The organism is Lysobacter sp. CCNWLW3, from assembly GCF_036697405.1.
Lineage (GTDB): Bacteria > Pseudomonadota > Gammaproteobacteria > Xanthomonadales > Xanthomonadaceae > Lysobacter.
The window spans coordinates 1-1,632 of the sequence record NZ_JBAHWA010000036.1; the positions used below are offsets into that span (position 1 = coordinate 1).

Annotated in this window: 2 protein-coding genes; both read left to right on the forward strand. The window is 55.6% G+C overall.

The features are described from left to right. Window positions 1–1,056 (forward strand): RHS repeat-associated core domain-containing protein (locus tag V1318_RS21660; protein WP_332941846.1); only part of this gene is annotated, 1,056 nt, incomplete at its 5' end. A 5-nt stretch (window positions 1,057–1,061) separates the two neighbouring features. Further along, complete coding sequence (locus tag V1318_RS21665; RefSeq protein WP_332941847.1) at window positions 1,062–1,382, forward strand: hypothetical protein; 321 nt, start codon at window positions 1,062–1,064, stop codon at window positions 1,380–1,382. Window positions 1,383–1,632: the final 250 nt, after the last annotated feature.

Genomic DNA, 1,632 nt, shown 5'->3' on the forward strand with positions numbered 1-1,632 from the left:
GGCACCCCGGCGGTCAACACCTACACGGTCTACGACGAGTCCGGCCGCTGGCTGGGCGACTACGACCACAACGGCGCCGTCCTGCAACAGGCGATCTGGCTGGACGACCTGCCGGTCGGCCTGCTGGCCGGCGCGGGCGCCAACCAGAAACTGCACTACATCGAGCCCGACCACCTGGGCACCCCGCGTGCCGTCATCGACCGCAGCCGCGACGTCGCGATCTGGACCTGGGCGCTACAGGGCGAGGCCTTCGGCAACAGCGCGCCGAATCAGGATCCGGATCTGGACAGCACGAACTTTGTGTTCGACATGCGGTTCCCGGGGCAGCGGTATGACGTCGCTACGGGGCTGAATTACAACTACTTCCGAGACTACGATCCGGAGAGTGGGCGGTATGTGCAGAGCGATCCGATTGGGTTGGCAGGCGGCATCGGTACATTTGCGTACGTGGATAGCAGTCCATTTGCGGGAATGGATGCAGATGGCCTAAGTAAACGTACGGCTTCGCTGCCATCATCAGCCTCTGTAATTCATGCCCGAGTGCAGTTGATGATTATTGAGGCCCGGCAATATAATCCTTCTTTTAATTATTACACTGTAGGCCCGCGCGGACAGGGTTATAATGGGCGGGACTTCAGTGCTATGGCAAGGCTGCTGCAGCAGATGCGACTGGAGCAGAGGGCTAAATACGGAAACTCGTGTGGTAGAGATGAAGTTTTCCCAAGAGGGCCGTATAACCCATATTCAATGCCTTACGAGACCAATATCCCAAATACTGGTTCCGGGAGCCGCCCAGTGCATAATCGAGATGCTAATGCGCAATTGGCGCAAGCAATGAGAAGTGACCCCGCATTTGCGAGAATGATGGAGATGCTAGGGGTCAGGCTACCCGCTAGAACCGGAAATAGCCCTGACGGATGGTCATGGCATCATGTGCCCGGACGTCCTGGGGTGATGCAGTTGGTGCCGCGGTATCAACATACTGGATCGCAATGGCAGTCGAATTTTCATCCAAATGGCACTGGTGGTTATGCTGAATGGGGGAATGCTTGGTGACAACTATGACTCTTTACGAAGCGCTTTCGGTGATCTTAGATAAGCCTGATGGCCATGCTGTCTTTGCTAGAAAGCCGTTTTCGCCTGATTCGGTTGCTCAAATTGGTCCTCTTGATTCTGAACTCAGCACGCCTGCGCATTTGAAGAATGCTGGCTTCGACTATGTCATAGATACGTTCTCGGCCCAAGAGGCAATGGAAGTTTTTGGTTCTTATGCTCCTTCAAAGGAGGAGGTGAGCAAGTTTTTGCTGCATTACTCCGTGCACGATGCGTTTCCTGGGTGGGTCTACCAGGTTCAGGGCATATTTTTTGATGATGGAAAATAGAAGTCGAGATTGGCGTTCAGAAGACTGGGGCAACGGTGAATAAGCGCTATCTTGAAACGAAGCCCCCCCCAAATTCTGCAGTAGGGGGAATAAGCGGGACGAAACGAGGGCGACGAAACGAGGACGAAAATAAGGACACCCACAGTTCACCTATAGTCGGTTGCTGCGGGCCAGCGGCAGCCGCACGGTGCTGCTCAACCAGGCCGGCTACGCCCCGTTCGGCCCCGCGACCGGCTGGGTCTACGGCAAC